The organism is Streptomyces sp. AMJ-169, from assembly GCF_055597585.1.
Genome location: NZ_JBVLTJ010000013.1, coordinates 23,784 through 48,143, shown reverse-complemented (window position 1 = coordinate 48,143; position 24,360 = coordinate 23,784). Strand labels below are relative to the sequence as shown.

General features: G+C 73.5%; 17 protein-coding genes and 1 pseudogene. 9 read left to right on the top strand and 9 right to left on the bottom strand.

What is annotated here, in order from left to right:
* Positions 1-203: 203 nt before the first annotated feature.
* Positions 204-398 carry a hypothetical protein gene (locus ACYUD3_RS28725; RefSeq protein WP_470975845.1) on the bottom strand — a complete coding sequence of 65 codons (195 nt, stop codon included), beginning with the start codon at positions 396-398 and terminating at the stop codon, positions 204-206.
* A gap of 272 nt (positions 399-670) precedes the next feature.
* Here ACYUD3_RS28725 and ACYUD3_RS28720 point away from each other — a divergent pair, with 272 nt between their 5' ends.
* The 5 genes from ACYUD3_RS28720 (at position 671) to ACYUD3_RS28700 (ending at position 6,462) form a co-directional block, all read left to right on the top strand.
* Positions 671-1,063 carry an ankyrin repeat domain-containing protein gene (locus tag ACYUD3_RS28720; RefSeq protein WP_470975842.1) on the top strand — a complete coding sequence of 131 codons (393 nt, stop codon included), beginning with the start codon at positions 671-673 and terminating at the stop codon, positions 1,061-1,063.
* A 416-nt stretch (positions 1,064-1,479) separates the two neighbouring features.
* The gene (locus ACYUD3_RS28715; protein WP_470975839.1) at positions 1,480-2,898 is read left to right on the top strand and encodes a HEAT repeat domain-containing protein; all 1,419 of its coding nucleotides are present in this window, start codon (positions 1,480-1,482) and stop codon (positions 2,896-2,898) included.
* 182 nt (positions 2,899-3,080) lie between these two features.
* Positions 3,081-4,211: a glycosyltransferase family 4 protein gene (locus ACYUD3_RS28710; protein WP_470975836.1), complete on the top strand. Its 1,131-nt coding sequence runs from the start codon at positions 3,081-3,083 to the stop codon at positions 4,209-4,211.
* A complete protein-coding gene (locus tag ACYUD3_RS28705; protein WP_470975833.1) occupies positions 4,208-5,482 on the top strand; it encodes a glycosyltransferase in 1,275 nt (424 codons plus the stop codon). Before ACYUD3_RS28710 ends, ACYUD3_RS28705 begins: the two co-directional genes overlap by 4 nt.
* A complete protein-coding gene (locus ACYUD3_RS28700; RefSeq protein WP_470975830.1) occupies positions 5,479-6,462 on the top strand; it encodes an SGNH/GDSL hydrolase family protein in 984 nt (327 codons plus the stop codon). The genes ACYUD3_RS28705 and ACYUD3_RS28700 overlap by 4 nt, the downstream gene beginning before the upstream one ends.
* A 191-nt stretch (positions 6,463-6,653) precedes the next feature.
* On the opposite strand, the gene ACYUD3_RS28695 is transcribed toward ACYUD3_RS28700, so the two are convergent.
* The 5 genes and pseudogenes from ACYUD3_RS28695 to ACYUD3_RS28675 all read right to left on the bottom strand — a co-directional run bounded on the left by ACYUD3_RS28695 (position 6,654) and on the right by ACYUD3_RS28675 (position 11,459).
* Positions 6,654-7,523 (bottom strand): 5-oxoprolinase subunit C family protein, encoded by an 870-nt coding sequence (locus ACYUD3_RS28695; protein ID WP_470975827.1) that lies wholly within the window; start codon positions 7,521-7,523, stop codon positions 6,654-6,656.
* A gap of 191 nt (positions 7,524-7,714) precedes the next feature.
* Positions 7,715-8,326 (bottom strand): annotated as a pseudogene (gene pxpB, locus ACYUD3_RS28690) (5-oxoprolinase subunit PxpB); the annotation flags it as partial.
* Positions 8,327-8,566: 240 nt separating this feature from the next.
* Positions 8,567-9,319: a LamB/YcsF family protein gene (locus ACYUD3_RS28685; RefSeq protein ID WP_470975824.1), complete on the bottom strand. Its 753-nt coding sequence runs from the start codon at positions 9,317-9,319 to the stop codon at positions 8,567-8,569.
* 32 nt (positions 9,320-9,351) lie between these two features.
* Positions 9,352-10,176 carry a putative hydro-lyase gene (locus ACYUD3_RS28680; RefSeq protein ID WP_470975821.1) on the bottom strand — a complete coding sequence of 275 codons (825 nt, stop codon included), beginning with the start codon at positions 10,174-10,176 and terminating at the stop codon, positions 9,352-9,354.
* A complete protein-coding gene (locus tag ACYUD3_RS28675) occupies positions 10,173-11,459 on the bottom strand; it encodes an MFS transporter (RefSeq protein ID WP_470975818.1) in 1,287 nt (428 codons plus the stop codon). The genes ACYUD3_RS28680 and ACYUD3_RS28675 overlap by 4 nt, the downstream gene beginning before the upstream one ends.
* A gap of 134 nt (positions 11,460-11,593) precedes the next feature.
* Between ACYUD3_RS28675 and ACYUD3_RS28670 the strand changes: the two genes are divergently transcribed.
* The 4 genes from ACYUD3_RS28670 to ACYUD3_RS28655 all read left to right on the top strand — a co-directional run bounded on the left by ACYUD3_RS28670 (position 11,594) and on the right by ACYUD3_RS28655 (position 19,470).
* Positions 11,594-12,289 (top strand): GntR family transcriptional regulator, encoded by a 696-nt coding sequence (locus ACYUD3_RS28670; RefSeq protein ID WP_470975815.1) that lies wholly within the window; start codon positions 11,594-11,596, stop codon positions 12,287-12,289.
* An 82-nt stretch (positions 12,290-12,371) separates the two neighbouring features.
* On the top strand, positions 12,372-13,898 hold the full coding sequence (locus ACYUD3_RS28665) for a hypothetical protein (protein WP_470975812.1): 1,527 nt from the start codon (positions 12,372-12,374) through the stop codon (positions 13,896-13,898).
* An 18-nt stretch (positions 13,899-13,916) separates the two neighbouring features.
* Positions 13,917-14,795 carry a hypothetical protein gene (locus ACYUD3_RS28660; RefSeq protein WP_470975810.1) on the top strand — a complete coding sequence of 293 codons (879 nt, stop codon included), beginning with the start codon at positions 13,917-13,919 and terminating at the stop codon, positions 14,793-14,795.
* A gap of 127 nt (positions 14,796-14,922) precedes the next feature.
* Complete coding sequence (locus ACYUD3_RS28655) at positions 14,923-19,470, top strand: hypothetical protein (RefSeq protein ID WP_470975806.1); 4,548 nt, start codon at positions 14,923-14,925, stop codon at positions 19,468-19,470.
* 96 nt (positions 19,471-19,566) lie between these two features.
* On the opposite strand, the gene ACYUD3_RS28650 is transcribed toward ACYUD3_RS28655, so the two are convergent.
* The 3 genes from ACYUD3_RS28650 to ACYUD3_RS28640 all read right to left on the bottom strand — a co-directional run bounded on the left by ACYUD3_RS28650 (position 19,567) and on the right by ACYUD3_RS28640 (position 24,321).
* The gene (locus tag ACYUD3_RS28650) at positions 19,567-21,123 is read right to left on the bottom strand and encodes a GMC family oxidoreductase (protein WP_470975804.1); all 1,557 of its coding nucleotides are present in this window, start codon (positions 21,121-21,123) and stop codon (positions 19,567-19,569) included.
* Between the two features lie 23 nt (positions 21,124-21,146).
* Positions 21,147-22,709, bottom strand: a complete 1,563-nt coding sequence (locus ACYUD3_RS28645; protein WP_470975800.1) for an APC family permease — start codon at positions 22,707-22,709, stop codon at positions 21,147-21,149.
* Between the two features lie 145 nt (positions 22,710-22,854).
* Positions 22,855-24,321: an aldehyde dehydrogenase family protein gene (locus ACYUD3_RS28640; protein ID WP_470975797.1), complete on the bottom strand. Its 1,467-nt coding sequence runs from the start codon at positions 24,319-24,321 to the stop codon at positions 22,855-22,857.
* Between the last annotated feature and the right edge of the window lie 39 nt (positions 24,322-24,360).

Below are 24,360 nucleotides of genomic sequence, written 5' to 3'. Positions count from 1 at the left end.
CCCCCCCCCCCCCCCCCCCCCCCCCCCCCCCCCCCCCCAGGCCCCGGCTGACCGTGATCAGCGGGTGGAGGACGTCGGTGGCGCTGTCCGCCGCCGTCCGGGCCAGCTCCCGGCTCCGGGCGATCTGCGCGCTGCCTGGCTTCAGGATGCGGGGGAGGGGGCGGGCCACGGCTGTCTCCTGGAAGTGCGTACGGGACGGGGGATCAGAACTTGATGCCGCCGAGCAGGCTCGCCAGGCTCTCGCCGCCTGCCTTGATGCTGGGGGCGATGGCCGTACTGGCCATGTAGAAGCCGAACAGGGCCGAGACCAGCGCGTGCGACGCCTTCAGTCCGTCCTTGCGGAAGAACAGGAAGACGATGATGCCGAGCAGGACCACACCTGAGATGGACAGGATCATTTGAGTTCTCCTGGTTCGCGGGGACAGTCACCATGAGTACTTCCAGGCTCACAGGATGTATCCATACGATAAAAGGTGCAAAAGGGTGGATTTCTGTGAATTTCCCTCGTTCGGCGGCACTTGGCTTGCGCCGCCCGAACGGGATAATTCCGCCGAACCGGCCTGTCGGTGATCTTTGCCACGGCGGACGTGCCCCAGTCCCACGACGAGCCAGTACCCTGGCGATTCACCCGTACGGCAGAGCGCCGGCACCGAGAGGCGGAGACGAACCCATGGCTGAAGCCCCCGACCCCGAGGTCGTGGAGCTGGCGACCAAGATCTTCGATCTGGCCCGGCAGGGGCGGACCGAGGACCTCGTGACCTACCTCGACGCGGGAGTTCCGGCCGAACTCACCAACGACCGCGGCGACTCCCTCGTGATGCTCGCCGCCTACCACGGCCACGCCGGGGCCGTCCGCGCGCTCCTCGCCCGGGGCGGCGCCGCCGACCGGGTCGGCGACCGCGGCCAGACCCCCCTCGCGGGGGCCGCCTTCAAGGGCGCGACCGAGGTCGCCAGGGTCCTGCTGGAGGCGGGCGCCGACCCGGCCGCCGGCACTCCCTCCGCGATCGACACCGCGCGGATGTTCGGCAGAACGGAACTGCTGGAGCTGTTCGGCGCGCAGTGAGCCGTACGGATCGTGGCCGGCCGCGCGGGTGTGCGGCGGGGTGGGCGACCGGTCTTCGGGCGCTGTGTTTTCAAGCGCTTCAAGAAGCTCGGGGAAGCAGCTCACGGCCACCGGGTGAACAAGTTCTGATCAGGTAAATCGACGACCACGGGGGAGGCGGTACAAGGCCGCCGGAAATTTCGGTCGCGGCAGCTGGAACGGCCGGGTCATCATGACGTCGTGATTCACGGACGCGATGGCTGGGCAGGTGTTGCCGCACCGCGCGGGCCGTGATGCGGTCCGCAGGGCCACCGACGAGAGGCAGAGGAAGATGGTCTACAGCAAGCAAGAGACGGCGGGCGCCCCGACGTGTTGTCACGCGGCCAGGTAGTGCACGATCCCCGGTTGCGTCGACGCTTGATGTGAGGCTGTTTCCCATGTTCGATCCGGTCATAGCGCCCAGCGGAACCCTGCTGGGGCTCCTCCAGAGGGGCCGCGGCGACGGCACGCTGCACGCGCTCACCGCCCCGCGCCCCCAGGCGCTCGCGGCCCTCAACCACTGTGTGCTGCGCGATCCCCGCCACGACTGGCAGGTGGAGAACCGCTCCCTCTACTACGCCCGGCTCTACCTCGACCTCGACGGCGGTCTGGACGAGATCGAGGCGCACCTCTTCGACGCCGAGGACGCCTTCGACACCGAGGAGTCCCGCACCGGCCTCGCCCTGGCCGTCCTCGGCCACCTCGCCTCCTACGGCCGGCGCGACGCCCTGGAGCTGCTGCGCCGCTACGCCGCCACAGGCGCCAACTGGGCCTGGGCCCTGGACGAACTCGCCCTGCGCGACGACGACGCGGGGCTGCGCGCCCTGGCGACGCCCGTGCTGGCCCGGTTCGCCACCGACGCCGACGGCGAGGCCGAACTGGCCGCCGCCGTCCGCGACTCCTTCGAACCGCGGCCCTGGCGGCTGTGGGCCGAGGACCCGCGCGAGTACGTCTCGCTGCGGGTGCGCGCCGCCCAGGAGACCGGCTGCTTCGACCGCTGGCAGCGCCAGATGCGGCCCAGCGGACCCCGCCCGGGCTGGAGCGTCGCCGCCGTCTTCGAATGGGCCCAGCAGGGCCTGGAGCGCGGCGCGGCGCTGCATGTGCCCGCCGCCCGATGTCTGGCCGCCGTCGCGGGCCCAGAGGACCGCTCCGAGATCCTGCGCGCCGCCCAGAACGGCTCGGACGGCGCCCGCTGCACCGCGCTGCGCTACCTCGCCGACAGCCATGACCCGGCCGTCCTCGACCTCGTCGAACAGGCCGTGGCCACCGGGACGCCCCCGGTCGTCGAGGGCGCCGTCGACGCCTTCGAGCGCATGCGCAGCGTCGCCGCCGTCGACCGCGCGCGCGGGTGGGTCCACCGGCCCGATCCGCTCGGCGCCGCCGCCGGACGCGTCCTCGCCTGCCGGGGCGCCACCCGCGACAGCGACCTCGTCCTCGGCGCCCTGCGCGAGGCCGTGCGCGGCGAGGGCTGCGACGCGCCGACCCTGTGGCCCCTCGTCGACGGCGCGGGCCGCCTCGGCATCGTCTGCGCCGCCCCCGTCCTGCGGCACATCTACCGGGAGACGGCCTCCTCCCATCTGCGCGGCCACTGCGCCCGCGCGCTGGCCGCCACCGACCCCTCCTTCCCCGCCGGGTTCGGCGTCGAGTGCCTCTGGGACTGCGAGGAGTCCACCCGCGAGATCGCCGCGCGGCACGCCGAGACCGGGGACACGCGCGTGGTGGAACGCCTGCGCCGGCTCGCCGCCGACCCGGCCGAGGAGGCGGAGGTCCAGACGGCCGTACGCAGCCGGATCGGGCCGGATACCGCCGCCTTGTGATCGTTCCTGATTGAAACCGGGCCCCTCTCTGCGTGCAGAGTGAACAACCGGCGACCCTGGGGTCAGACGGACATGGACGCTGTCTGACCTGCCCGGGCGTGCAGCGCAACGCTCATGGGACGTTTGTCGTTCGGAAAGATCCACTTTGACGCGTCCACGTCCGGCGCGGAGACAACACCCGTATGCGTGTCGTCATCGTGACCGAATCCTTTCCCCCCGACGTGAACGGCGTGGCCCACTGCGCGCTCCAGACCGCCCGGCACCTCGTAGATCGCGGTCACGCCCCCGTCGTCGTCGCCCCGGCCCCCGCGCCGGGACAGCGGCCGGACGCCTCGGCGCCCTGCCCCGTCGTCCACGTCCCCTCCCTCCCGCTCCCCGGCTACCCCCAGGTCCGCGTCGCCCTCCCCAGCCGGCGCCTCGCCGCGACGATCGTCGGACACCAGCCCGACGTCGTCCACCTGGCCAGCCCCTTCGTCCTCGGCGTGCGAGGCATGGCCGCCGCCGCCAAGTTCGGCGTCCCCGCCCTCGCCGTCTACCAGACCGACCTCGCCGGCTACGCCCGCACCTACATGGGCGCCGGGGAAGCCGCCGCCTGGCGGCGCATCCGCTCCGTGCACTCCGCCGCCGACCTCACCCTGGCGCCCTCCAGCGCCTCCCTGCACGACCTCTCCGCACACGGCGTCCCCAGGATCAAGCTCTGGCCGCGCGGCGTCGATACGGTACGGTTCCGTCCCGACCTCCGGGACGAGGCGCTGCGCCGCGAACTCGCCCCCAAGGGTGAGCTGATCGTCGGCTATGTCGGCCGGCTCGCCCCCGAGAAGCAGATCGAACTGCTCGCCGGGGCCTGCGGCCTGGACGGCGTCAAGGTCGTCATCGTGGGCGACGGGCCCAGCCGCCCGGCGCTCGCCGAACAGCTCCCCGGAGCGGTCTTCCTGGGCCGCCGCACCGGCGCCGAACTCGCCCGCCTCTTCGCCTCCTTCGACGTCTTCGCGCACACCGGCCCCTTCGAGACGTTCTGCCAGACCGTCCAGGAGGCCATGGCCAGCGGCGTCCCGGTCGTCGCACCCGCCGCGGGCGGGCCGCTCGACCTCGTCGCCCACGGCCGCACCGGCCTCCTCGTCCCCGTCGGCGACCGGGCCGCCGTCCGCGACGCGATCGCCTCCCTGGCCGCCGATCCCGCCAAGCGCGCCGCGTACGGCGCCGCCGCGCGGGCGATGGTCGAGGGCCGCACCTGGGCGGCCGTCGGGGACCAGCTCATCGGGCACTACGCGGACGTCCTCGCCGCGCGCCGCCGTCAGGTGGTGGCGGCATGAAGACCGACGCCCTGCGCATCGTCCGCCTCGCCAACTTCGTCGCCCCCGCCTCCGGGGGCCTGCGCACCGCTCTGCGCGAGCTGGGCAAGGGCTTCAAGGAAGCCGGCCACGAACCCGTCCTGATCGTCCCGGGCCCCCGCCACACCGACCAGGAGACCGAACAGGGCCGCGTCATCACCCTGCCGGGCCCCCTGGTCCCCGGCACGGGCGGCTACCGCGTCCTCACCGACAAGACCCGCGTCGCCCGCGTCCTGGAGGAGCTCGCCCCCGACCGCCTTGAGGTCTCCGACCGCACGACCCTCAGGTGGACCGGCCGCTGGGCGCGCCGCGCGCGGGTGCCCGCCGTGATGGTCTCCCACGAGACCGCCGACGGCGTCCTGCGCACCTGGGGCCTGCCCGAAGGCGCCGCCCGGCGGGCCGCCGACGCCCTCAACGTCCGCACCGCGCACACCTACGCGCGCGTGGTGTGCACCACCGAGTTCGCCGAGCGCGAGTTCGTCCGCATCGGCGCCCGCAACGTCGTACGCGCCCCCCTCGGCGTCGACCTCGTCGAACGCCACCCCGCGCTGCGCGACCCGGGGCTGCGGGAGCGGTACGCGCGCGCCGACGAGGTGCTGCTGGTGACCTGCACCCGGCTGTCCGTGGAGAAGCGGCCCGGGACCGCCCTGGACGCGCTCGAAGCCCTGCGCGCGCGAGGGGTGCGGGCACGGCTGGTCGTCGCCGGGGACGGGCCTCTGCGCGCGCGGCTCGAACAGCGGGCGCAAGGGCTGCCGGTGACCTTCCTCGGGCACGTCCGCGACCGCGCGGAGCTGGGCGCCCTCCAGGCGTCCGCCGACGTCTGCCTGGCCCCCGGGCCCGCCGAGACGTTCGGACTCGCCGCGCTGGAGGCCATGGCCTGCGGGACGCCCGTCGTGGTCAGCGCCTCCTCCGCGCTGCCTGAGGTGATCGGGGGCGCGGGGGCTGTCGCCGCCGATCGGGGGGAGGCGTTCGCGGATGCTGTTGAGGTGCTTCTTGGGAGGGGGGAGGCGCAGCGGCGGGGCGAGGCACGCGCGCGTGCTGAGTGCTTCGGGTGGAGCACGGCGGTAGACGCGTTTCTTGTTGCGCACGATGCGACGGTGCCGTGTCGTTCTGGCGAGAGGGTGGGCGACGCGACGATACCGTCTCGTTCCGACGTGCCGGGGGACGACGCGACGATACCGTCTCGTCCCGACGTGCCCGGAAGCGGCGCGACGGCACCGTCCCGTCCCGACGTGTCCCGGAGTCTCGCATGAGCCCCGTCCGTTTCGTCGCTCTGGGGGACTCGCTGACCGAGGGGGTCGGTGATCCTGTGGGTGAGGGCTGGCGGGGGTGGGCGGCGCTGTTGGCGGGTGGGCTCGGTGGGGAGCCGGCCGTGTTCACCAACCTGGCCGTCAGCGGCGCGCAGACCCGGGACGTCGTCGAACGCCAGCTGCCGACCGCCCTCGCGCTGCGTCCTGACGTCGCCTCGGTCGTCGTCGGCGTCAACGACACACTGCGCTGCACCTTCGACATCCACGCCGTCACCGCCCGCCTCGACACGGTCTACGGCGCCTTCGCCCGCCGGGGCGTGACCCTGCTGACCGCCTGCCTGCCCGACCCCGGCGCGATGCTCGGCCTCCCCGGCGCCCTCGCCAGGCCGCTCGCCCGGCGCCAGCGCGCGGTCAACACCGTCGTCCACGCGCTCTCCGAACGCCACGGCGCCGTCCACCTGCACGCCGCGGAGGGCGCCTGGCTCGCCGACCGCGCGATGTGGAGCGCCGACCGGCTCCACCCCGGCGAGCGCGGTCACCGGCAGCTCGCGGTGCGCTTCCACGCGCTGCTGGCCGACGCGGGGCTCGCCGACGGGCCCGCGCCGGCCCCGGAACCCGAGTTCCCCGTGCCCACGCGCACGGAGAGCCTGTGGTGGCTGGCGACCCAGGGGAGCGCGTGGGTCGCCCGGCGCTGCACCGATCTGCTGCCGCAGTTGCTGACCCTGGCGGCCGACGAGGTGCGGCACCGGGTGCGGGGGACCAGCGCGCGGCTCGATCTGCGGGCCGCCGCGGCCGTGTCGGCGGCGTTGGGGGCGGTGTCCGTGTCGGCGGCCTCGGCTTCGGCGGCGGCCATGGGGGCGACGGCTTCGATGACCTCTATGGGGTCGGCGACAGCTATAGGGACGGCGGCTTCCGGGGTGCCTATGGGGGGCTCTGGGGTTCCCGGGGTCTCCATGGGGAAGCAGCGGTCAGGGGCGGTGTGAGGGAGGGGCGGGACGCGCTGCTGGGGGGGGCGTTCGATCGGAGGCCGACTGAACGTGGCCGGTCCGAGCGGCGGTGCCCGGGGGATCTCCGGGCACCGCCCCTCTCGTCCCGCCGGTTCGGGGGGTGCTGCCCCTGGTGCTCGATCCACGGCGCCGGTGAGGCGGCAGTCCATGGCGCTCGGGCCGCCGCCTCACCGGCGCCGTACCGCCAGGAACCGCACCGGGGTGCCCGGGACCGCCTGGGCCGCCGCCGCCAGGTCCGGGGTGCGGACGACCGCGATGACCGGGTAGCCGCCCGTGGTGGGGTGGTCGGCGAGGAAGACGACCGGGTGGCCGTCGGGAGGGACCTGGACGGCGCCCAGGACCATGCCCTCGCTGGGGAGTTCGTCCGTGCGGGCACGCTCCAGGGGCGGGCCCTCCGTGCGCAGGCCGATGCGGTTGCTGGCGGGGGAGACGCGGTACGCGCGCGTGGTGAACGTGAGCAGCGCCTCCTTGGTGAACCAGTCCGCGCGCGGGCCCAGGGTGACGCGCAGGAGGAGTTCGGCCGGGGGCGCCGGCTGGGGGGCGGCGTCCACGCGCGCGGGAGGCGCAGCCGGGGTGCCCAGGGGGAGGACCGTGCCGTTGGCCAAGGGGGTGGGGCCGAGGCCGGAGAGGAGGTCGGTGGAGCGGCTGCCCAGAACCGGCTCGACCAGGAAGCCGCCGGAGACGCCGACATAGGAGCGCAGACCGGAGGTGGGGGTGCCGATCTCCAGGAGGGTGCCCGCGGGGACGTGGACCGGGGCACCCCAGGGTGCCGGGCGGCCGTCCACGGTGACCGGGCAGGGGGCGCCCGCGACGGCGACCGTGACGGCCGAACGGGGGCGCAGGGCACAGCCGTTGAGGGTGGTCTCCAGGACGGCGGCCTCCGGCGGATTCCCGACGAGCCGGTTGACCAGCGCCGCCGCGAAGGGATCCAGCGCACCCGAGCGGGGCACACCCAGATGCGCGTGCCCGGGACGCCCCCGGTCCTGGAGAGTGGTGAGGGCACCGGCGCGTACGACGGCCAGAGCGCGGTCGGTCACGTGCGGGTCCTTGGGTCTGCCGGGGGTTTGGGGGCTGCCGGGTTCTTCGCGGTCACGGGGGTCACCGGGTCGTTCGGATTCCCCGGGTCCCCCAGAGCCGCCGAACCCTTCTGATCCCCCGGGCCCCTCGAAGCCGCCGAGCCCTTCGAGTTCGCCGTGTCCTCCGGATCGGCCAAGTCCGCCGCCCCCTTCGCCCCCATCGGCACGAACCGCACCCGTGTCCCCGGCGACAGCAGTGCAGCGGGCGTGCGGGTGTGGTCCCACAGCGCCACCTCTGTCGTGCCGATCAGCTGCCAGCCGCCCGGGGACGAGCGTGGGTACACGCCCGTGTACGGGCCCGCGAGACCGACCGAGCCCGCCGGGACGGCCGTACGGGGGGTCGTGCGGCGGGGGACGGCGTACCGCTCGGGCAGGCCGGTGAGGTAGCCGAAGCCGGGGGCGAAGCCGCAGAAGGCGACGCGGAACTCGGTGGCCGCGTGGACGCGGGCCACCTCGTCCTCGGGGACGCCCCAGTGCGCGGCGACCTCGGCCAGGTCCGGGCCGTCGTAGCGCACCGGGATCTCCACGACCGGCTCCGCGCGCGCCGTGACCGGCGGGATGTCCGTGCCGGCCAGCTCGGCGGCGACGCGGGAAGGGTCCGTGAGGCCGTCCAGGAGGACCGTACGGGCCGCGGGGACGAGTTCACGCACCGTGAGCACTCCGGCCGCCCGGCGGCGCTCCAGCTCGGCGTGCAGCGCCTCGGCCTCCGGCCCCGAACTGGCCTCGACGAGCAGGGCGTCGTCGCCGACACGCAGCACACGCAGCCGCGCGCTCATACGGTCACCTCCTGACCGGCCTGCGGGGATCCTGGGACCGGGTGCGCGGGGCGGACCCGGAGATCCGGAGCCGGCCGACGCGCTCGCGTGAACTGCGCCAGGAGTTCCGGTCCCGTCCCGCGCGCCCGCGCAGATCCTGCCCGTGGTCTCCTCCGCGCCGACCCGCGCGCCCGCGTGGGCCGAGCCCGGAGTCCCAGCTCCTCACCCCGACCGTAACGCCCCGCCCCCTCACGCGAACGCCCCCACCCCGACCCCGGCCTCCTCCAGGCGCCGTCTCACCCGGCGGGCCAGGTCGACGGCGCCCGGGGTGTCGCCGTGGAGGCAGAGGGAGCGGGCGTGGACGGTGATCGGGGTGCCGGTCACCGAGGTGACCCGGTGGTCGCGGGCGAAGCCCAGGGAGCGTGCGACGACCGCCTCGGGGTCGTCGATGACGGCACCCTCCTGCGCGCGCGGGACGAGCGTGCCCGCGTCGGTGTAGGCACGGTCGGCGAACGCCTCCTGGACCGCCGGGAGGCCCGCCTGCGCCGCGAGGTCGAGGAAACGGGAGCCGGGCAGGCCCAGGACGGGCAGGCCGGGGGCGGCGAGGAGGATGCCGTCGACGACCGCGCGGGCCTGCTCCTCGTCGTGGACGATCCGGTTGTACAGCGCGCCGTGCGGTTTGACGTACGCCACGCGCGCGCCCGCGGCCCGCGCGAAGACGTCCAGGGCGCCGATCTGGTAGGCCACTTCGGCGGCCAGCTCGGCGGGCGGCACGTCCATGGCGCGCCGCCCGAAGCCGGCCAGGTCCCGGTAGGAGACCTGGGCGCCGATCGTCACGCCCCGCCCGGCCGCCAGCGCGCACACGCGCCGCATGGTGGCCGGGTCCCCGGCGTGGAAGCCGCAGGCCACGTTGGCGCTGGTGACGACGGACAGGAGCTGTTCGTCGTCGGTGAGCCGCCAGCGGCCGAAGCCCTCGCCGAGGTCGGCGTTCAGATCGATCATGTGCGTCTCCTAGGGACGACGAGGACGGCCGGTCAGCCCACGCGGTACTGCGCGTCGCGGGCGTCGGTCAGGAACATCTGCCCCGGGGCGTGGGTGAGCGCGAACGGCGGCCGGGAGGCCATGACCGCCGCCTGCGGGGTGACGCCGCAGGCCCAGAACACCGGGATGTCGTCGGGCTCCGGGTCCACCGGGCCGCCGAAGTCGGGCCGTGCCAGGTCGGCGACGCCGAGCCCGGCCGGGTCGCCCAGGTGCACGGGGGCGCCGTGCACCGCGGGGAGCCGGCCGGTCTCCCGTATGGCCGTCTCCAGGTGCCGGGCGGGCACCGGGCGCATGGACACCACCAGGGGGCCCGAGAGGCGGCCTGCGGGGCGGCAGGGGCGGTCGGTGACGTACATGGGCACGTTGCGGCCCTGCTCGATGTGGCGGATCGGGACGCCCGCCTCGGACAGCGCCGACTCGAAGGTGAAGCTGCACCCGATGAGGAACGCCACCAGGTCGTCGCGCCAGTACGCGCGTGCGTCGGTGGGCTCGTCCACCAGTTCGCCGTCGCGCCACACCCGATAGCGTGGCAGATCGGTCCGCAGGTCGGCGCCCTCGGCCAGCGGCGTCGTCCAGGAGCCCGCGTCGGTCACGTCGAGCACCGGACAGGGCTTGGGGTTGCGCTGGCAGAACAGCAGCATGTCGTAGGCCCAGTCGGCCGGTACGGCGATCAGGTTGGCCTGGGTGTGGCCCGCCGCGACCCCGGCCGTGGGGCCCGCGAGACCTTCGCGGAAGCGGGCGCGGGCGGCTTTCGGACTCCACGCGTGCGCGCGCGGGTCGACGGCGGCGACAGGGCGGTCGTGGGCAGTGGCTTTCACGTCAGTTCCCTTCCCTTCGTCTCGGGCAGGCCCAGCAGGGCCAGTGCGGCGATGGCGTAGCCGATGGCGCCGAAGACCAGGGCGCCGCCCACGCCCCAGCTGTCGGCCAGGAAGCCGACCGTGGTGGGGAAGACGGCGCCCACCGCGCGGCCGGTGTTGTAGGTGAAGCCCTGGCCGGTGCCGCGCACGGCCGTCGGGTACAGCTCGGCCAGGTACGAGCCGAAGCCGCTGAAGATCGCCGACATGCAGAACCCGAGCGGGAAGCCGAGCACCAGCAACAGGGTGTTCGCGCCGTGCGGGATGTTCGCGTACGCCAGGATGCACACCGCCGAGAGCAGGGCGAACAGCCAGATGTTGCGCCGCCGGCCCAGCCGGTCGGTCAGGTAGCCGCCCGTCAGGTAGCCCAGGAAGGCGCCGGAGATCAGGAATGTCAGATAGCCGCCGGTGCCGACGACCGACAGCTCCCGGTCATTCTTCAGATAGGTCGGCACCCAGGTCGCCAGCGTGTAGTAGCCGCCCTGGACGCCCGTCGACAGCAGCCCGGCGAACAGGGTCGTGCGCAGCAGGGGCCCCTTGAAGATCGCCGTGAACGAGCCCTTGGCGGTGCCCTGTTCGCGTACGGCGCTCGCCCTGGGGGCGTCCTGGACGCGGCGGCGCACCCACAGGACCAGCAGCGCGGGCAGCGCGCCGGTCCAGAACATCACCCGCCAGGCCAGGTCCTCGCCGACGAACGAGAAGACCAGGGTGTAGACCAGCGCGGCCAGGCCCCAGCCGACGGCCCAGGACGACTGGACCGCGCCGAGCGTGCGGCCCCGGTGCTTCGCGCCCGCGTACTCGGCGACCAGGATCGCGCCGACGGCCCACTCGCCGCCGAAGCCGAGCCCCTGGAGGGCGCGGAACACCAGCAGGGCCTCGTAGCTGGGCGCGAAGCCGCAGGCGACGGTGAAGACGGCGTACGTGACCACCGTGATCAGCAGCGCGCGCACCCGGCCGATCCGGTCGGCCAGGACGCCCGCGACGGCGCCGCCGATCGCGGAGACGACCAGCGTGACGGTCGTGAACAGGCCGGTCTGGCCGCTGTCCAGGCCGAAGTACGCGGTCAGCGCGACCATGCTCAGCGGCAGCGTGAAGTAGTCGTACGAATCGAGGGCGTAGCCGCCGAACGCGCCCGCGAAGGCGCGCCGGCCGCGCGGGCCGAGTGCGTGCAGCCAGCCCAGGGGGCCGTCGTCGGCGTTCGTAGGGGAGGGCTTGGGGAGGGCCTGTGGCGGAGGGGTCGTGCTCATGGCGCACCTCGCGGGAGGGGACGGGAATGAGCCGTGCGGGAACTGGCCAGGATGCGTAGCACCGTAGAGGATCGTTCAACGATCCCTCAATACCCATGTTGTTTCGTTCAGGTGTCTGCGGTTGAATTCCGGGCATGGCGGAGCAGCTGACGGGACTGGCGGACGACCGCGCCCTCCTCGGGCGCACGAGCACGGCCGAACGGGTCGCGGACATCCTCAGAGGACGCATCGCCGACGGCTACTTCCCGCCCGGCACCCGCCTGTCCGAGGACAGCATCGGCGGCGCCCTCGGGGTCTCCCGCAACACCCTGCGCGAGGCGTTCCGGCTGCTCACCCATGAACGCCTCCTCGTCCACGAACTCAACCGGGGCGTCTTCGTCCGGGTGCTGAGCGTTCAGGACGTCGAGGACATCTACCGCACGCGCGCACTGGTCGAATGCGCCGTCGTCCGCGGCCTCGACGACCCCCCGTACGCCCTCGACGCCCTCGCCGCGGCCGTCGCCGAGGGGCAGCGGGCGCTGCGCGAAAGTGACTGGAAATCGCTGGGCACGGCGAACATCCACTTCCACCGCGCGCTGGTCGCGCTGGCCGGCAGCGAGCGCACCGACGAGCTGATGCGCAGCGTCTTCGCCGAACTGCGCCTCGCCTTCCACCTGGTCGACGACCCGCGCCGGCTGCACGAGCCCTACCTGGCGCGAAACCACCAGATCCTCCAGGCCCTCCGCGACGGCGAGCGCGACGCCGCCGAGGTGCTGCTCGCCGTCTACCTGCGGGACTCACGCGAACGAGTGACAGAGGCCTACGAACGCCGGGTGTCGGACATGCCCTGAAACGCGCCGGAATCCGGTCGGTCACCCCGGTGGCGGCTTCGCGTTTGGGCCGATGTCAGACCGAGGACCTAGTCTGTGCACCGTGACTTCGCCTGCAACGACGGACCGTGCTCCGGCCCAGCTCAGCGCGGCGCCGCGCCCCGCACCGGGCCCGGCCGCCGACGAGGGCCTGGCGCGCCGGCTGCGCGCCCTCGCCTGCACGGCGCCGATCCACGACCTCGACGCCCGCAAGGCCAACCTCGCCGGCGAGTACTCGGTCTACGGCATGGCGGAGATCGCCCTCGCGGCCATCGACCTCGTCACCCTCAACATGGACTTCGACACCGGCGCCGACCACGACCAGATCGTCGTCCGCCTGCTCCCCCGCATCGCCGCCCAGGCCCCCGACCGCACCCCCGCCGAGCACGAGCGGGTGGCCCGCTGGGTCCTGGAGAACCTCATCAACGTCGGCAGCGTCGACCGGGGCTTCCGCGCCGCCTACGGCACGTTCACGCAGGACGGCGTCTATGTGCGCCGCGACTACGACTTCAAGCTGATCGAGGAAGTCCCCGGCTACGGCGGCGCGGTGTACCTGCGCACCACCGACGAGGCCGTCAACGTCCTGGTCGGCGCCCTCGATACGGACGTCACCAGCGCGCAGATCGCCGCCGAGGTCAAGCTGGAGGTCCTCATCCGGCGCGGCCGGCTCGCCGACGCCCAGCTCGCCGCCGAACAGGCCCGCTACCGCACCGTCCAGTACTCCGAGACCCTGCGCCGCGCCCTGGAGGCCACCCGGCGCAACGTCCGCGCGGTCGACTGGCTCAACACCGTGCCCGACATGATCGCCGAAGCGCTCGACCACGTCGCCGAGCGCTACCGCCACGAGAACGCGATCCTCACCAACATCCGCAAGGCGCGCGACGAGATCGAGGACGCCGAGAACAAGCGCCGCGCCGCCGAACTCGTCGACATCGTCAAGGACTGCATCCGCCGCCACACCCAGCTCCAGTCCCGCCTCCTGGAGGCCGGCCCGCTGTTTCGCGCGGAGCAGGACCGGCAGGCGTTCTCCACCCCCATGACGTCCTCCGGGATAGACCTCTACGGCCATCTCGTCGCCCCCGTCCTGCCGCTGCCCCTGGAGCAGGCCGCCCGCGTCACCGGGGCGTTCTTCGCCCGGGGCGCCGGAATGCGCACGCCGGTGTCCGTGCGGGTCGCCGACCTCGTCGAGATCCTGCTCACGCCCCCCGTCGAACGCGAGCACCTCGGCGCGGAGATGCCGGAGCCCGACCTCATCGCGACCCCCGACGACAGCCGGTTCAGCGAGGAACAGCTGGCGGCGGCCAAGGAGTTGCTCGACCTGCCCGCCGACGCGCCCAGGAGGCTCTCCGGGCTGCTGGCCGAGGCCCGCCGCGCCGACCCCGAACTGCCCTACCTGGTGGCCCTGCTGGCCGTCCACGCGGCGAGCCCCGCCGTGGGCACCGCCTACCGGCAGGGCGAGGAGAAACTGCTGTTCGCCGTGGACGACGGCACCGAATTGGACGACCCCGAGTTCGGCGGGGCCGACCTGATCGTCGGAACCGCACTGTTGGACGCCGCCGCGATGACCGCGGACCGGACCGAGGCGGCTTGATGTTCTGGAGTTCTTGCTGTGAGTGAGCACGTCGAGTGGAGCGAACCGGAGGCCCCCGCCCCCTCGGCCCCTGCCCCCCTGACCCCCGCGGACGCGGCCGACGCCGCCCGGCTCGTCGCCTTCGGCCTCCAGCCCAAGCTACAGCCCGCCCGCGACCAGGAGTACGCCGAACTCCTGCGCCGCTACCGCGAGGACCCCGCGTTCGCGCGGCTCGCCGACGCCGTCGCCACCGGGCTCGGGCTCGTCGTCCTGGAGGTCTCCCCGCGCGCGGGGATGGCCGTCACCGCCGGCGAAGACTCCGTGTTCGCCGTCCGCATGGGCGACTACGCGCGCCGCACGTCCGCCGACGGCGGCGACCGGTTCCTGCACGGCCTCGCGCACCTCGCGGTGGCCGCCATGGCCTTCCCCCGCCCCGAGGACCTCGCCGACGACGGCTATATCGGCCGCGTCAGCGTGCACGGCGTCGACGCGTTCGTACGGCAGGCCTGCCGGCGGCTGGAGGAGCGGGCCGCCGAGGACGGCGAGAACACCGACCCGGCGTCCGACGCGCCCGGTCTGGAGTCCGCGTGGCGGGTGTGGACGCGGCGCAGCGCGACCGGCGCCACCAAGGACGCCCGCCGCCTCGCCGGGTCCACCACCGGCATCGTCGGCAAGGCCGTCGCCTTCCTCACCGACTCCGGGTTCCTCCAGCGCACCGGCGACGACAACGGCGGCACCTACCGCACCACCGCCCGCTACCAGCTCCAGGTACGGGACCTGGCCGGCACCGCCGCCCTGGCCGAACTCCTCGAACTGGGCGTCGTACCCGTCACCGACGGGACGCCGACGCTGATGCCCGCCGAGGAGAGCGAGGACCTGGAGCTGGTCGCCGACGCCGGGCTGCCGTTCCACTCCTGAGCCCCCCCGAAGACCCCTGAGCCCCCCTCAAGCAAGCCGCCGCGAGACACCTGAAGCGCTTTAAAGAGCTTCAAAGCGCTTTAAAACGCTTCAAGAAACACCGCACGATTCAACGACGAGAGCCGCCATGTACGAGCTGTCCCGGGTCCGCCTCTACTCCATCGGGCCTGCCGGTGCGCGCTACGCCGACACCGTGCTCGACCTGCGAGGGGTCGGCGACATCGTCCCCGACCCCGCCCCCACGCAGGCGGAGTTCTTCGCGGACGAGCCCGTCGGCCCGCCCCGCAGGCCCGCGCCCGCGGGCGTGCTGTTCCTGGAGAACGGCGGCGGCAAGTCCGTCCTGCTCAAGCTGATCTTCTCGGTCATGCTCCCCGGCCACCGCAACACCCTGGGCGGCGCCTCCTCCGGCGTGCTGCGCAAGTTCCTCCTCGCCGACGACTGCGGCCACGTCGCCCTGGAGTGGCAGCACGTCCTCACCGGCGAGTGCGTCGTCGTCGGCAAGGTCAGCGAATGGCGCGGCCGGCAGGTCTCCAACGACCCCCGCAAGTTCGCCGAGGCCTGGTACTCCTTCCGCCCCGGACCCGGCCTCTCCCTGGACAGCCTCCCGGTCGCCGAGTCCACCGCCGTACGGCCCCCCGTGGAGGGCGCCTCGGGCGCTCAGGGGCGCCGGCGGACCATGAAGGGCTTCCGGGACGCCATCACCGACGCGGACAAGGCCTACCCGCACCTGGAGGTCCACTGGGAGGAGATCCACGACCGCTGGGTCGAGCACCTCACCGAACTCGGCCTCGACCCCGAACTCTTCCGCTACCAGCGCGAGATGAACGCCGACGAGGGCGAGGCCGCCGGCCTGTTCGCGGTCAAGAAGGACTCCGACTTCACCGACCTCCTGCTGCGCGCCGTCACCGACACCCGCGACACCGACGGCCTCGCCGACCTCGTCAGCGGCTTCGGCAGCAAACTCGGCCGCCGCGCGGAACTCATCGCCGAACGCGACTTCACCGCCGGCTCGGTCGACCTCCTGGGCCGCATCGTCGAGGCCGCGGAGACCCGCGCACGCGCGCGGGACGTCCACGCCGGCGCCGAACGACGCACGCGCGCGCTGGCCCGCCGCCTCTCCGCGCGCGGAGTGCGAGAACGCGTCCGGGCCGCCGACCTCGCCCAGCGCGTCACGGCCGCCGCCTACGCCGTCACCCACTCCGAGGGCGCCCGCGAGCGCAGCGCGCTGATCGCCGCCGAACTCGCCTTCCGGCACGCCTCCCTGGCACTCACCGCCGCCGAGAAGTCCGCCGCCGCCCAGAAACGCGAACTCGCCGACGCCCGCACCCTGCACTCCGCCTGGCAGGCCGCCGAGGTCGTCCTGCGCCACCGCGCGGCCTCCGACCGCGCCGCGCGGGTCTCCGCCGCCATCCAGGAAGCCGAACGCGACGCCGCCCCCGCCCTCGCCGCCCGCGCGAAGGCCGCCGTCGACCTCGTGCGCGCGCTGCACGCCGCCGCCGGCCGCGCCGAAGCCCTCGCCAACGAGGAGGAGGAGCGCTCCGCCGCCCTCCAGGACGTCAGCGAGACCGCCTACCGGGACAACACCGCCTCCGCCACCGAGGCCCAGCGCGCCCGCAGCGAGGCCCAGCACCTGCGCCAGCGCCTCACCGAGGTCGAGCAGGAGATCGCCGAGGCCGTCCGCGCGGGCTGGCTCGACGACAGCACCCCCGACGCCGACCCCGCACGCGCCGCCCTCGCCGCCAGCGACGCCGAGAAGACCGCCGTCGCCGCCTGGGACACCGCCCGCGAAGCCGCCCGCCGAGGCGCTGAGAGCGCCCGTGAGGCCGCCGCGGCCGAGTCCCGCGCCGAACTCACCGCGGCCCGCGCCGCGGACGCCGCGACGGCCGCCGGACGGTCCTACGAGGCCGAACAGCGCATCGCCGAAGCGCTCGCCGCCGAAGAACGGCTCGCCGCGCTGCTCAGCGCCACCGAAGCGCTGACCGCCGCCGACCTCGACCGGTACGCCGACGAACTGCGCGGACTCCTCGACGACGCCGTCACCTCCGCCGAACGCCAGCTCTTCGACCTGCGCACGGCCGCCGCCGACGACGCCCGCATCCTCGGCGCCCTCGGCGACGGCGGACTCCTCCCGCCCGGACCCGACGTCCTGGCCACCGTCGAGTTCCTCGGCGAGCACGGCATCCCCGCCCTGCCCGGCTGGCGCTACCTCGCCCAGTCCGTCGACGCCGCCGACCACGCGCGCGTGCTGGCCGCCCGGCCCGAACTCGTCGACGGCGTCATCATCACCGACCCCGACTCCCACGCACGCGCGCGGGACGCCCTCTCCGACGCCGCCCTGCTGCCCCGCTCCACCGTCGCCGTCGGCACCGCCGCCGCCCTCCTCGCCCCCACCCCGGCCCCCGACACGACCGACACGGGCGTCTTCCTGGTGCCGCCCAACCCGGCCATGCACGACGAACACGCCGCCGACGAGGAACGCCAAGCCCTGCGCGCGCGGGCCACCGAGCGCGACGAGGAGATCCGCCGCCTCGCCGCCCGCCTCGGCAAGGACCGCGAACTGTCCGCACGGCTGAACTCCTGGCGCACCGGCTGCCCCGCCGGACGGCTCACCGAGATGGCCCAGACCGCCGAAGAGGCCCGCGCCTTCGCCGAGGAGACCGAGGCCGAACTCGCCGAGGCACGCACCACGCGCGCGGAGGCCGAGGAGACCGCCGCCGAGGCCGCCCAGGTCCGCGACGAGAAACAGGAGGCCGCCCAGAAGACCCGCCGCGCGGCCGACGCCCTCGCCGGACTCGCCTTCCGGCTGCGCGAACGCGCCGGCTGGCAGGTCCGGCTGCGCGAACTCGCCGACGAGGCCGCCGAGTCCGAGGCCCGCGCCCAGACCTGCCTGGAGCGCGCCCGCGCGGCCGACGAGGACCGCCGCGCCACCCAGCGCGCCGCCGACGACGCCCGCCGCACCGCCCGCGCCCTGCGCGCCGAGCGCTCCGAGATCGCCGGCGCCCCCGACGACGTCCCCGTCGACGACGCCCAGACCCCCGAGACGTCCCTCCCCGCCCTCAGAGAGGCCTACCGGGCCGCCTCCCAGGTCTACGAGAAGGTCGGCGTCGGCGCCGACCTCCGAGCCGAACAGGCCCGCGCGGAGAGCGACGAGAGCGCCGCCCGCGCGGAGCTCGACCGCCTCAGCAACAAAGTCCGCACCCGCGCGGAACAGCTCCTCCAGTCGCCCGACGGCTCCGACAGCCCCTCCCGGCAGGCCGCCGCCGCCCGCGCGGAAGAGCTCGTGCAGCTCCTGGAGACCCGCATGTCCACCGCCAGCGAACAGCTGGGCCGGCTGCGCGGCGAACACGAACGCCTCGCCCCCGAGGACGGCGAGGAGCACACCGGGCTCTCCGAGGAACTCCTCCCGCGCGACGCCGAGCACGCGCAGGCCCTCCTGCGCACGGCCACCACCGAGCTCTCCGCCCGCGCCGAAGCCCTCGCCCAGGCCCGCGAGGCGCACGCCGAACTCCTCGACGCCCACCGCGCGGCCGAGGACGGCGCCGGCGGCTTCGACGAGATCGCCGCCATGCTCCGCGACCTCCTGCGCGAACACACCGCCGACGACGACCAGGAGACCCCCGAGCCCTACCCCGGCTCCCTGGACGACGCCCGCACCTCCGCCGCCGAGGCCCGCCGCTCCCTGCGCGGCTGCGCGGGCGACCTCTCCGCCGCCGAGGCCGCCGTACGCGAGGCCGGCGACGTCCTCGTGCGGCACGCCAACTCCACCCGCTACGAGCAGGTCCGCACGCCCGCGCGGCAGCAGATCCGGGAGCTGCCCGCCGCCGCGCTGCCCGAGCACGCCCAGAAGTGGGCCGACGCCTTCGCGCCCCGGCTGCGCGTGCTCACCGACGAACTCGCCCAGCTGGAGCGCAACCGCGACTCGATCGTGGACCGGCTGCGCGGCCTCGTCGAGTCCGCGCTCGCCACCCTGCGCTCCGCCCAGCGGCTCTCCCGGCTGCCCGAAGGGCTCGGCGAGTGGTCCGGGCAGGAGTTCCTGCGCATCCGCTTCGAGGAGCCCGACCAGGCCACGCTCACCGAACGGCTCGGCGAGGTCGTCGACGAGGCGACCCGGGCCGCCGTGAAGAAGAACTCCGACCTGCGGCGCGACGGGATGTCCCTGCTGCTGCGCGGAGTCGCCGCCGCCCTCCAGCCCAAGGGCGTCGCCGTCGAGATCCTCAAGCCCGACGCCGTGCTGCGCGCCGAGCGGGTGCCCGTCGGGCAGATGGGCGACGTCTTCTCCGGCGGCCAGCTCCTCACCGCCGCCATCGCCCTGTACTGCACGATGGCCGCCCTGCGCTCCAACGACCGGGGCCGCGACAAGCACCGGCACGCCGGCACCCTGTTCCTCGACAACCCCATCGGGCGCGCCAACGCGACGTACCTGCTGGAGTTGCAGCGGGCCGTGTCGGACGCGCTCGGCGTCCAGCTGCTGTACACCACCGGCCTGTTCGACACCACCGCGCTCGCCGAGTTCCCGCTGGTCATCCGGCTGCGCAACGACGCCGACCTGCGCGCCGGGCTCAAATACATCACCGTCGAGGAACACCTCCGGCCGGGACTCCCGAGGGAGATCCCGGCCGGAGAGGCGGTGCACACGGAGATCACGGCGACACGGATGTTCAAGAGGCCGGCGTGAGGGGCGTAACGCTTTAAAGCGCTTTAAAGAACCTAAAGCGCTTTAAAACTCCCCGCCCCCCCGAACCCCCAGGCCCCCGAGCCCGCCCAAGCCCCCTCAAGCAGCCGCATCCTCCCGCACCATGTCCGCGCACTTCTCCCCGATCATCATCGTCGTGATGCACGGATTCACGGTCACCAGATCCGGCATCACCGACCCGTCCGCCACCCGCAGCCCCTCGACCCCCTTCACCCGCAGCCGGGCGTCGAGCGGAGCGGACGGGTCGTCGTCGGCGCCCATCTTCACCGTGCACGCCGGGTGGTAGACGGTGTTGTGCGTCTTGTGGATGTAGTCGAGCAGCTCGTCGTCCGTGCGGACGTCGGGCCCGGGGGCCAGCTCCGCGCCGGCCCAGCCGGACAGGGCGGGCTGGGCCGCTATCTCCCGGGCCAGCTTCAGGCCGTACGTCATGACGCGGGCGTCGTGCTCGTGGGTGAAGTAGCGGGGGTCGACCTTCGGCTTGTCGCGGTAGTCGCGGGTGCGCAGCCGTACCGTGCCGCGCGACTTGGCGCGGGTGACGTTCGGGGTGAGGCAGAAGGCGTTCTCCGAGGTGGGGTAGCCGTGCCGGGCGGTGTTCATGTCGAACGGGACCGAGCCGTAGTGGAACATCAGGTCGGGCCGGTCGAGGCCGGGCTCGGTGTCGTAGAAGATGCCCGCCTCCCACCACTGGCTGGACGCCGTCGGCATGGGCTGTTTGGCCTCCCACATGATGACGCCCTCGGGGTGGTCCTGGAGGTTCTCGCCGACGCCCGCCGAGTCGACGACCACGTCCACGCCGATCTCCCGCAGATGCGCGGCCGGGCCGATCCCGGAGAGCATCAGGAGCTTGGGGGAGTCGATGGCGCCGCAGGACAGGATCACCTCGCGGCGGGCGCGGACCGTACGGGTGTGGACCAGGTCCGGGTCCAGGTACTCGGCGCCGGTGCACCGCCGCCCCTGAAGGACCAGCTTCTTGGCGCGCACGCCCGTGCGGACGTCCAGGTTGGGCCGCTTGCCGAGGACCGGGTGGAGGTAGGCGACCGAGGACGACTGGCGGATGTTGTTCTCGTCCGAGTTGATCTGGAACCAGTTCGCGCCGCGCACGACCGTACGGCCGCTGTTGAACGGTGTCGTCGGGATGCCCGCCTGCGCGCACGCCTCCAGCAGGGCGGTGCCGCAGGGGTCGTCGCCCTTCAGGGTGCGCAGCTTCACCGGGCCGCCGCGGCCGTGGTGGTCGCCGGGGGCGTCGTTGTTCTCCAGCCGCTTGTACAGCGGGAACACGTCGTCCGCGCCCCAGCCGGCGCACCCGCCCGCCGCCCACGCGTCCAGGTCCTCGGCCGGGGCCCAGAAGGCGATGCAGGAGTTGTGCGAGGAGCAGCCGCCGAGCACCTTCGCGCGCGCGTGCCGCATGAAGGAGTTGCCGTAAGGCTGCGGCTCGACGGGGTAGTCCCAGTCGTAGCCGGACTCCAGCAGCCCCATCCAGCGGTCCAGTTTCAGTACGTCGTCGTCGCCGACGTCGCTCGGGCCCGCCTCCAGGACGCAGACCGTGACCGCCGGGTCCTCGGACAGCCGGGCCGCGACGACGTTGCCCGCCGTGCCGCCGCCGACCACTACATAGTCGAACTCTTCGGTGTTCATGGTGAGTTGTTCTCCTCGGTGGTTCAGTCGGCCACGGCCGCTTCGGCGCTCTCCAGGCGGTGTTCGGCGAGGACGCCGGTGCGGTGGCGCTGGACGAACCAGTAGTAGGCGAAGCCGCCGCCCGCGATGACCGCGACGAACAGCACGGCGCCCCAGCGCAGATACCAGTGGAACGGCGCCGCCGCGTTGTAGACCGCGGCGCGCGGCCAGATCAGATTGAGGGTCATCGCGCCGCCCCACAGCACCGCGACGACGTTGACGGGCAGCCCCCAGCGGCCCAGCGAGAACTTCCCGTCCCCGGCCGGACGCCACGTCCCGCGCACCCGGGCGATCAGCATCGGCACGGTCACGCCCAGGTAGGCGAGGTAGATCATGATGATGCCGATGCTGGTGACGACGGTGAAGATCTGCGGCTGGCGGATGTTGACGACCAGGATCGCCAGCGCCAGCACACCGATGATCACCGTCGGCAGGACCGGGGTCTGGAACTTCGGGCTGACCTTCGCCAGCCGCGAGGACGCGGGCAGGTTGTTGTCCCGGGCCATCGCGAACGCCAGCCGGATCGCCGCCGTGTGCACGGCCAGCGCGCACACGGTGACCGCGATCAGCACGCACCACAGCATCGCCTTGCCGGCCGTCGGCCCGAGCACGTCCAGGACGATGTACTGCAACCCGTCCGTGGACAGCTTCTCGCCCTTCAGGTTCGACACGCTCATCAGCGCGAGCAGCAGGATCAGCCCGCCGAGCACGAACGACGCGACGATCGCCCGGATGATCGCCCGCGGCGCGTTGCGCGTCGGATCCAGCGACTCCTCACCGAGCGAGGCCGCCGTGTCGAACCCGTACATGACATAGGCCGAGGCCAGCGAGGCCACCAGGAACGCCCCGAGATACCCGTTCCCGTACGACGCCCCCGTCCCGTTCGTGTCCATGACGACCTGCGGCCCGCGCGTGATGTGCGCGGCGAACAGCGCGATCAGGACGACCGTGGCGATCAGCTCGATGAACACGCCCGCCGTGTTGATGGTCGCCATCAGCTTCACCCCGAACGCGTTGACGAGCGTGGTGAAGAGGATGAGCACGGCGGCCAGGATCACCGCGTTGGTCGCGACGTCGTACGTGCCCGTGCCGTCGCCGACGAACTGGAAGAAGGACGATATCTGCGGCAGCGTCAGCTGGTAGGCGAGGGCGACGGCGGCGATGGAGACGATCGAGGCGATCAGCATCATCCAGCCGGCCAGCCAGCCCAGATGGGGGTTGCCGACCTTCTTCGACCAGTTGTAGACCGAGCCGGCCACCGGGTAGCGGGCGGCGAGTTCGGCGAAGCAGAGGGCGACGGTGAACTGGCCGGCGAAGACCATCGGCCACGACCACCAGTAGGCGGGGCCGCCGCTGCCGTAGCCGAAGTAGAAGAGCTGGAAGGTGCCGGTCAGGATGGAGATGTAGCTGATGCCGGCGGCGAAGGTGTGGAAGTTGCCGAGGGTGCGCTTGAGTTCGGGTTTGTAGCCGAACTCGGCGAGTTCGGTGTCGTCCTGGGAGGCGGCGGTGGGTTGGTGGGGGTCGGACGGTGGGGTGGTGGTGGTCATGAGCTGACTCCTGGGGGAGGGGAGGGAGCGGCTCGCGCGGGTGCCGTAGAACTGTGCGAAACGGGGCAAAACGCTGGAAAGTCGATCGGCTGAAGGCAGGGGGCGGCCCTGGGCGGGTGCGCCCCCGTGCCCTCAGTGCGGCGCGCTAGGCGAACCAGCCCTGCGGCTTCGGGTCGGTGTTGCGCCAGATGTGCTTGGCCTCGCGGTACTCGGCGAGCCCGGCGGGACCGAGCTCACGGCCCGTGCCGGACTGCTTGAAACCGCCCCACTCGGCCTGCGGGACGTACGGGTGGAAGTCGTTGATCCACACGGTCCCGGCCCGCAGCGCCGCCGCGACCCGGTTCGCCTTCGCCTCGTCGCTGGTCCACACCCCGCCGGCGAGCCCGTAGACGGTGTCGTTCGCGAGCCGCACCGCCTCCTCCTCGCCGGTGAACCTTTCGACGGTGAGGACCGGGCCGAAGGATTCCTCGCGGACGACCGACATGTCCGCGGTGCACTCGTCGAGGACGGTCGGCAGGTAGTAGTGCCCGTCGGCGAACAGCTCCCCGTCCGGACGTGCCCCGCCGCAGCGCAGTACGGCGCCCTCGGCGAGCCCGGCGGCGACGTAGGCCTCGACCTTGTCGCGGTGCGCGGCGGAGATCAGCGGGCCGGTCTGCGCCTGCTCGTCGAACGGCCCGCCCAGCCTGATCAGCCCCGCGCGCCGGACGATCTCGTCGACCAGCCGGTCGTGCAGCGCGTCCTCGACCAGCAGCCGGGCACCGGCCGAGCAGACCTGCCCGGAGTGCAGGAAGACGGCGGTCAGCGCCATGTCGACGGCCGCGCCGAAGTCGGCGTCCGCGAAGACGATGTTGGGGTTCTTGCCGCCGAGCTCCAGCGCGACCTTCTTGACCGTCCCCGCGGCGGCGGCCATCAGGGCGCGGCCGGTGTGCAGCCCGCCGGTGAAGGAGACGAGGTCGACGTCGGCGTGCACGGCGAGCGGGGCGCCGGCCTGCGGGCCCGCGCCGAGGACGAGGTTGGCCGTGCCCGGCGGCAGCCCGGCCTCTTCCAGCAGGCGGATCAGGTGGATCGCGGTGTGCGGGGTCAGCTCGCTCGGCTTCAGCACGAACGTGTTGCCGGCCGCGAGCGCCGGGGCGACTTTCCACGCGGTCTGGAGCAGCGGATAGTTCCACGGCGTGATCAGCGCGCAGACGCCGACCGGTTCGTACACGACCCGGCTGTCGACGTCCGTCCGGCCAGTGTCGACGACCCGGCCCGGCTCGGCCGCGACGAGCTTCCCGAAATAGCGGAAGCAACTGGCCACGTCGTCGATGTCGTACGCGCTCTCGACGAGCCGTTTGCCGGTGTCGAGGGACTCCGCGCGGGCCAGCGCCTCCTTGTCGCGCTCCAGGAGCGCGGCCACCCGCAGCAGCAGGTCACCCCGGTCGGCGGCCGGGACGCGGGGCCAGGGTCCGGTGTCAAAGGCCTGGCGGGCGGCGGCGATCGCGTCGTGCGTGTCCTTTGGCCCTGCCTCGTCGACGACCGCCACGAGTGTGCCGTCGGCGGGGCATCGGATCTCACGGGTCGCCTTCTCGCGCGCGGTGCGCCACGCGCCGTCGATGAACAGGTCCGGCATGTGCTTCTTTACCTCCGCAAGTCTTCACGTTCGGTGATC

Bases quoted from the DNA above. Each gene is read 5' to 3' on its own strand.
- ACYUD3_RS28725 (WP_470975845.1), bottom strand. From the start codon at position 398: ATGATCCTGTCCATCTCAGGTGTGGTCCTGCTCGGCATCATCGTCTTC.
- ACYUD3_RS28720 (WP_470975842.1), top strand. From the start codon at position 671: ATGGCTGAAGCCCCCGACCCCGAGGTCGTGGAGCTGGCGACCAAGATC.
- ACYUD3_RS28715 (WP_470975839.1), top strand. From the start codon at position 1,480: ATGTTCGATCCGGTCATAGCGCCCAGCGGAACCCTGCTGGGGCTCCTC.
- ACYUD3_RS28710 (WP_470975836.1), top strand. From the start codon at position 3,081: ATGCGTGTCGTCATCGTGACCGAATCCTTTCCCCCCGACGTGAACGGC.
- ACYUD3_RS28705 (WP_470975833.1), top strand. From the start codon at position 4,208: ATGAAGACCGACGCCCTGCGCATCGTCCGCCTCGCCAACTTCGTCGCC.
- ACYUD3_RS28700 (WP_470975830.1), top strand. From the start codon at position 5,479: ATGAGCCCCGTCCGTTTCGTCGCTCTGGGGGACTCGCTGACCGAGGGG.
- ACYUD3_RS28685 (WP_470975824.1), bottom strand. From the start codon at position 9,319: ATGATCGATCTGAACGCCGACCTCGGCGAGGGCTTCGGCCGCTGGCGG.
- ACYUD3_RS28675 (WP_470975818.1), bottom strand. From the start codon at position 11,459: ATGAGCACGACCCCTCCGCCACAGGCCCTCCCCAAGCCCTCCCCTACG.
- ACYUD3_RS28670 (WP_470975815.1), top strand. From the start codon at position 11,594: ATGGCGGAGCAGCTGACGGGACTGGCGGACGACCGCGCCCTCCTCGGG.
- ACYUD3_RS28655 (WP_470975806.1), top strand. From the start codon at position 14,923: ATGTACGAGCTGTCCCGGGTCCGCCTCTACTCCATCGGGCCTGCCGGT.
- ACYUD3_RS28650 (WP_470975804.1), bottom strand. From the start codon at position 21,123: ATGAACACCGAAGAGTTCGACTATGTAGTGGTCGGCGGCGGCACGGCG.
- ACYUD3_RS28645 (WP_470975800.1), bottom strand. From the start codon at position 22,709: ATGACCACCACCACCCCACCGTCCGACCCCCACCAACCCACCGCCGCC.
- ACYUD3_RS28640 (WP_470975797.1), bottom strand. From the start codon at position 24,321: ATGCCGGACCTGTTCATCGACGGCGCGTGGCGCACCGCGCGCGAGAAG.